The organism is Streptomyces sp. NPDC056361, from assembly GCF_042262805.1.
In the GTDB taxonomy this organism is placed as follows: domain Bacteria; phylum Actinomycetota; class Actinomycetes; order Streptomycetales; family Streptomycetaceae; genus Streptomyces.
Window position 1 is genome coordinate 15,362 of the sequence record NZ_JBHJQI010000148.1, and the last position, 6,217, is coordinate 21,578.

Annotated in this window: 5 protein-coding genes; all 5 read left to right on the plus strand. The window is 72.4% G+C overall.

All coding sequences use genetic code 11. The annotated features are described in order from the left end of the window. The first annotated feature begins 158 nt into the window (after window positions 1-158). The 5 genes from ACFCY7_RS33410 to ACFCY7_RS33430 all read left to right on the plus strand — a co-directional run bounded on the left by ACFCY7_RS33410 (window position 159) and on the right by ACFCY7_RS33430 (window position 6,188). The gene (locus tag ACFCY7_RS33410; protein ID WP_376489822.1) at window positions 159-1,097 is read left to right on the plus strand and encodes a hypothetical protein; all 939 of its coding nucleotides are present in this window, start codon (window positions 159-161) and stop codon (window positions 1,095-1,097) included. 147 nt (window positions 1,098-1,244) lie between these two features. Continuing rightward, window positions 1,245-2,162, plus strand: a complete 918-nt coding sequence (locus ACFCY7_RS33415) for a hypothetical protein (RefSeq protein ID WP_376489823.1) — start codon at window positions 1,245-1,247, stop codon at window positions 2,160-2,162. A 139-nt stretch (window positions 2,163-2,301) separates the two neighbouring features. After that, window positions 2,302-3,168, plus strand: coding sequence for a phosphoadenosine phosphosulfate reductase family protein (locus ACFCY7_RS33420; protein WP_376489824.1), 867 nt, complete (start codon window positions 2,302-2,304; stop codon window positions 3,166-3,168). 144 nt (window positions 3,169-3,312) lie between these two features. After that, window positions 3,313-3,945 (plus strand): hypothetical protein, encoded by a 633-nt coding sequence (locus ACFCY7_RS33425; protein WP_376489825.1) that lies wholly within the window; start codon window positions 3,313-3,315, stop codon window positions 3,943-3,945. A gap of 572 nt (window positions 3,946-4,517) precedes the next feature. Next, window positions 4,518-6,188 (plus strand): hypothetical protein, encoded by a 1,671-nt coding sequence (locus tag ACFCY7_RS33430; RefSeq protein ID WP_376489826.1) that lies wholly within the window; start codon window positions 4,518-4,520, stop codon window positions 6,186-6,188. Window positions 6,189-6,217 lie beyond the last annotated feature (29 nt).

Here is a 6,217-nt window from a genome sequence, read left to right on the forward strand (position 1 = left end):
CCTACTTTTTCCGGTCTCCGCTGTCATACCTGATGGGGTTTGTGCTGGTGGCGTTTTTTTTTTTTATACTTGAGTCGACGTCGCCCCCCCCCGGCAGCCCCCCCGCGGGCGGCGGGTTTGGGCGGCCCCGGCCCCCTCACCGACCGAAGGAGCCCCACATGCTCACCGAGCGCCTCAATCGCATCGCCGCCGCCGGCACGGGCCGCGAGTACACCCGCATCCGCCTCGCCGACAGCCTCATGGCCTACGTCAAGGCCACGCCCAACTCCACCGTGCTGGAGGAGGTCTACCTCGCGCCCGGCCTCGCCGCTCCCGACACCGCCGACTGGGAGGCCGAGGATGATGAACTGGTACTGACCGGCCAGAGCGCCAGCGGCACCCTCTACCTGGAGGTCCCGGCCGACGCAGTCGGCGAGCTCATCGAGCAGCACGGCGGCGAGCACGCGACGCAGGACACCGACTTCCCGCCGGTCGGCTTCCAGATCTACCCCGCCGACGACTCCGGCCGCTACCCGGTCCGCCGCGGTGACCGGCGGCTGGGATACATGGCCCGCCGTGCGCGCGTCTGGCAGGTGCTCCCCCTCGGCGCGACCATGTGGTCCGGCGCCTTCGCTTGCTCCGAGGACGCCGCGGACCACCTCCTCAAGACGGCCGAGGCCGCCGACCGGCACACCGCCCGCCGGGCGGAATGGGTCCTACGCGACGCGCTCGCCGAGTGCGGCCTGCCCCTGATCCGCGGGTCGCGGGCCGTGCTGGGCCAGGGGCCCACCAGCTGGTTGGACATCGAGCAGCTTCACCGCCCGCCCTACCCGACGGGAGACGAGCCGTACCTCCTGGTCTACCTGCGCCGCCAGGACGACGAGGACGAGATGACCGTCGACCGAGAGATCACGGACGCCGACGAGTGGGTGGCTCTCCTCGGAGCCGACGACGACACCCAGCTCCGGGGCGCCACCTTCGCCGCCGCGGACACGGCCGCGCTGGCCGCGTACGTCGTCGACTGGCACCGCGACCCCGAGGCGGCCTGGACCGCCGCCCTGGCTGCGGACCACGCCCGCAGGCTCGCCGCCCTCAACGCCGCCGCCTCCCGCAGCTGACTTCGGGGCCCGGGCGGATGCGACGCCCGCCCGGGCACCCGCCGCGTGCGCGGCCCGTTGCGACGCGGCCCCACACCGGTCCGGCCGGCGGGCGGGAATCCCGCCCGGCCGGACCGCCACCGAACACCTCAACCCCAGGAGTACGACATGACCATGCGACTGGACCGCATCGCCGCCGCCGGTACGGGCGAGGGCTACCGCCGTATCCGCTTCGCCGACGGAGGCATGATCACCGTCGAGGCGCAGCCCGACACCACCGTCTTCACTGAGGTCGCGCTCTGGCCCGGCCTCACCGCCCCGTCCACCGAGGCGTGGGCGACCGAGGACTCCCACGAGCTGTTCCTGACCGGCCAGGACGGCGAGGGCCGCAGCCTGTTCCTCGACGTCCCCGTCGACGCCGTCCGTGAGTTCATCCAGGAGCACGGTGGCGAGCACGCCGACCAGGACGACGACCTCCCGCAGACGCGCCACCACGTCGACCCGCGCAGCGCCACCGGCATCTACCGCATCCAGCTGGACGACCAGCGCGTCGGACGGATCATCCGCCGTGACGACCACTGGCTCGCCACCCCCAGCGGCGAGAACCGCCGGAGCGTCGACTACGACGACTTCGACGAGGCCGCGGCCTACCTCGTCCAGGAGGCCGACATCGAGGCCGGGCGCCTGACCCGCGCCGCGCAGGACCTCAACACGGCCCTCGCGCCGTACGGACTGACCGCCGAGCGGGCCTGGGACGTCCTCATCGGCGGCCACGTGCTCAGCTGGCTCGTGCTGGACTCCGGCGACCCCACGCAGGCCGCCGACGACCAGGAACCCCACCTCAACATCTGGTTCAGCGACCCGGCCGACGGCGACGAGGTCACCGTCGACCGACCCGCCCGCGCCAGCGACCGGTGGCTCGTCGAGCTGAACTCGGCGAACGGCCAGAGCGTCGAGGGCCGCGCCTTCCCGGGGCTGGACGTGACCGCCGTCGCCGCCTACGTCGCCCAGTGGCACAGCGACCCCCGCGCCGCCTGGGACGAGGCCATGGCCGCGTTCGAGGCCCGCTGGCCCGTCACCTCCTGACCACCCCGCCCGGGCGGCCACCGGCCGCCCGGGCCCCCACGCGCCGAACACGGCGCGTTCCTCCACCGGCCCGGCCGGCGCGGGCGGGAATCCCCGCCGCCGGGCCCCCACCGAACACCTCAACCCCACGGAGCCCGTCATGACGAAGCCCCTTCCCCCCTGCGCCGCCCATTGCGGCGCCGCCCAACTCGCCCTCTTCGCCCCGCCGGCCGCACCGCCGGCCGCGCCCGCGGCCGCCGACTTCGACTGGGACCGGCAGCACGTCGTGGTGATCGGCGACTCCGGCGGCAAGGACAGCGGCGCCACGGTGCACACCGTGTGCAGCTCCGCCGACGCCGCGGGCCAGCTCCACAAGGTCCGCATCCTGCACTGCGACCTCGGCGCCACCCCGGGCGGACACAGCATCGAGTGGCCGGGCGCCGCCGACGTTGCCCGCCGCCGCGCCGCCGCGTACGGCGTCCCCTTTGCCGTGCGCCGCAGCACCCGGTGGCCGTCCCTGTGGGACCGCATGATCTCCCACGGCCGGTGGCCCGGATTCTTCGCGCGCTACTGCACGAGCGACACCAAGACCGCGACCGGCCGCGCCTACGTCGACGAGCTCCGCGCCGAGCTCCGGCTGCGCGAGCCGATCCGCGCCGGATATGCAATGGGGATGCGGGCCGAGGAGTCCCGGGCCCGCGCGAAGAAGCCGGTCGTGGAGCGGCACCGCATGAGCGGCAAGGGCACGCTGCGCGTTGTGACGACGTGGCTGCCGATCCATCACCTCACCACCGCCCAGGTGTGGCAGATGCACGAGGAGAACGGCATCGAGCGGCACGACGCCTACCGCATGGGGATGGGACGCCTCAGCTGCCGGGCCTGCCCGCTCGCCCACACCGACGACCTTGTCCGCTCCGCCCAGCTCAACCCCGAGCTCTTCGCCGAGTACGCCGCAGTCGAGGACAGGCTCGGTCAGTTCAAGGCGAACATCTCCCTGCGCGAGATCATCGAGCGCGGGAAGAACTGACCGCAGACAGCGAGAGGCCCGGCGGGGCGCAAAAGCGTGGGAATCCCGCCGGGCCGGCGGCTCGGCACCGAGGGCCCTCAACAGGCCGCAAACCGAACCAGGCACCATCGTATCCATCAACCGCGACACCCAGGAGCAGACCCCGTGAAGACGATCGACGGCCACCAGTGGGCGACCCGCGAGGAGCTGGTCGAGCGCAGCGGCTACAGCAGGGACACCCTGTGGAAACTGTGGAGCGCACGCGAGACCAACGGCCACCCTGACGCCCTCACGGTCGACGGAGCCCTTTACTGGGAGCTCGACGGGTGGATCGCCTGGTTCGACAAGCACCGCGCGGGGGAGGAGGCCAAGGCACCCCGCCCCGAGCCCACGGTCGACCGGACCGGCGACCCGGACGAGGAACTCCCTCCGGCAGCGCAGGCGCGGGTCCTCGGCGTCGACCCCAGCCGCATCACCCAGTACGACAAGAAGCCGCCGCCGGGGTGGCCGCAGGGCCGCGTCGAGCAACTGACGACACGCGTCCGGCGCTGGCGGACCCGGCAGCAGCTGTGGGACTTCGCGGACGCCAATCCGGGTCTCGGAAGCCGCGGCGGCCGCCCGTCGGGCGGCAACAAGGAGCAGGCCGCCGCCCGCCTCCAGCAGGCCGCCGAGGCCCTGGCCGCGAACCCGGAGCGAGCCGCCGGCGACATCGCCGCCGAACTCGCCCGCGAGCACGGGCAGTCCGTCGACACCTGGAAGAAGGTCGTCACCGAGGCCCGTAAAAAGGCGCAGCAGTAGCAGGTCACGACCACGGCCAGCGCACCCCGAACCGTCCGGGGCGTGCTGGCCGTTCTCGTGCTCACGGGCCCTTACCTCCGTACCCCGTCCCGGTAGTCCGCGAGGCGCCCAAGGTCCGTAAGCCTCCGTGGCCACGCGCATCGGCGGCCGCGGGTGATTCGGGCGAGGAAAAGACGGCCAGCGGCGAGAGGAGGGTGGCCGGGTTGCTCTCCGGTAGGCCGCACTGCCGGGCCGCACGGGGCGCGGACCGTACCCACGCCGTCGCGGATGCAGGAGCGTGAGGCGAGCGAACTGCGAGGTCGTGGCTGAGGGGGAGCAGCAGCTGCCGCGATGTGGCCGGTGCCGTCCCATTCCGCGCGGGTCGCCGGGCATTTCCGGGCGGCCGAGGGGGTGCTCTGGCCGCGAGCCGACGCGCGCAATCCGCCGAGAAATGTGCTCTGACCTGGCCTTTTAGTCTTGACCCACACCGCAAAACTTGAGAGTATTAGTACGTCGAGAAGGGGGGCGGGAATCCTCCGGACCGGCGCGGGCCCAGGCCCACCACACCGAAGACCTCAACCGACAGGAATCTCATGGGCGACACCCGTACTTCCGGCGTGCCCGCCGGCGGGCTGATGAGCCTGCTGCGCCCCGGCCCCCGGCCTCTCAGCGCCGCTGCCCTGGAGGACATCGCACAGCACGAAGCCGAGGACGCCGCCGCCATCACGACGGCCGCCGGTCACCCTGCCCTCGTCGAGTGCCAGACCGCCGCCGCACTCCTCACCGAGTACGCCACCCTCCACCCCGGACGCCCGGCCGAAGAGTGGAAGTTCGAAGCCGTCGAGCGCGTCGTCGACTGCGCCCGCGCCATCGCCGAGGGCTACACCGACCGAGTCGAGGAGTGCTACGCCGCCGCCCGCGGAGAGCGCGCCGCGATGGCGTGCGGCCGACTGGAAGAGCGCGGCCGCGTCACCGCCGACACGCTCGCGGCCCTGGACGCCGACACCCGCCGACTCCTGGAGTGGTACGCCGCCCCGTTCCCCATCGAGTGGCTTTTCGAGCCCGAGCGTGACACCTTCGGCCGCATCATCCGCAAGCGGGTCATCGTCCTCTTCCATGGCCCCGGCGGACTCTCGGTCGGCCTGCGCGACGTCCTCGGTGCCGACGTCGACATCGTCGGCATCGACCTGGACGGGGGCGCCGTCGCCACCGCCGTCGCTGCCGGATTCCGCGTCATCCACGCCGACGTGACCGACCTCAACCCCGAGTCGCCCGCGCTTCAGTGGGTCAGTGGAATCGCCCTCACCCCGCCGTGCCAGGCGTTCACCCCCAGCGGACTGGGCAAGGGCCGGTACGCGGGAGCGATCGACCTGATTCTGTCGGTCATCTGGGAGGCCACCGCGGCCGCCGGATTCCTTCCCTGGGACGGCTCCCCGAACGGCTTCGCGCCCCGGTCCGGGCTCACCTGGGACGAGGTCCGCGCGCCGCTCGCCGAGCTCGAAGACGAGCGTGCGGGACTCATGGCGGAAGTGATCATCTGGCCGCTTGCGATGCTGGCCAGGTGGAACGACTCCCTGGAATGGGTGGCCGTCGAGCAGTCGTCCGCTCTGCCCGCCCAGATCGAGGACGCACTCTTCGCGGAGCTCACCGGCGCCGGATGGCACACCACCGAGGCATGGACCCTGGACGCGGTGAACTACGGCGCCGCCTCGCACCGCAAGCGCCGGTTCATGGCCGCCTACCGAGGCGAGACGAAGCCGTTCGTCGACCTCACGCCGACCGCCCTGTTCCCCACCACGACGTTCGCGGAAGTCGTCGGGTGGCCCATCGGACGGACTATCCTCACGCGGGGCCACAGGCCCCTTGACCCCGAGACCGGCCGGGCCAAGGGCGGCGGCAGCCGGTCCGCCGACCGACCCTCCACCTGCGTGACCGCCACCATTTACGGGTGGACCGACTCCGAGACCGGCGAGCGCATCACCCAGGCCGACATCGGCCGACTGGTGGGTTTCCCCGGTGACTTCCCCTGGCGTCACGTTGGGCGCGGCCGCGGAGTCCGCAACGTCGCCCAGCAGGCAGCCGACGCGGTCTGCCCGATGGTCGCCGCCGCAGTCTTCGGCCGGATCCTCGGCATCGCGGACTGGGAAGAGAAGACTCGGATCTACGTCCACCGGATCTACGCCGTCCCCACCATCCCGCGGCAGCGGATCGAGCAGATGATCCTCTTCGACGAGGAGGCCAGCGGCCAGCCCCAGGCCGCCTAACCAATCGCCCCGGCGGGCCGCAGAACCAG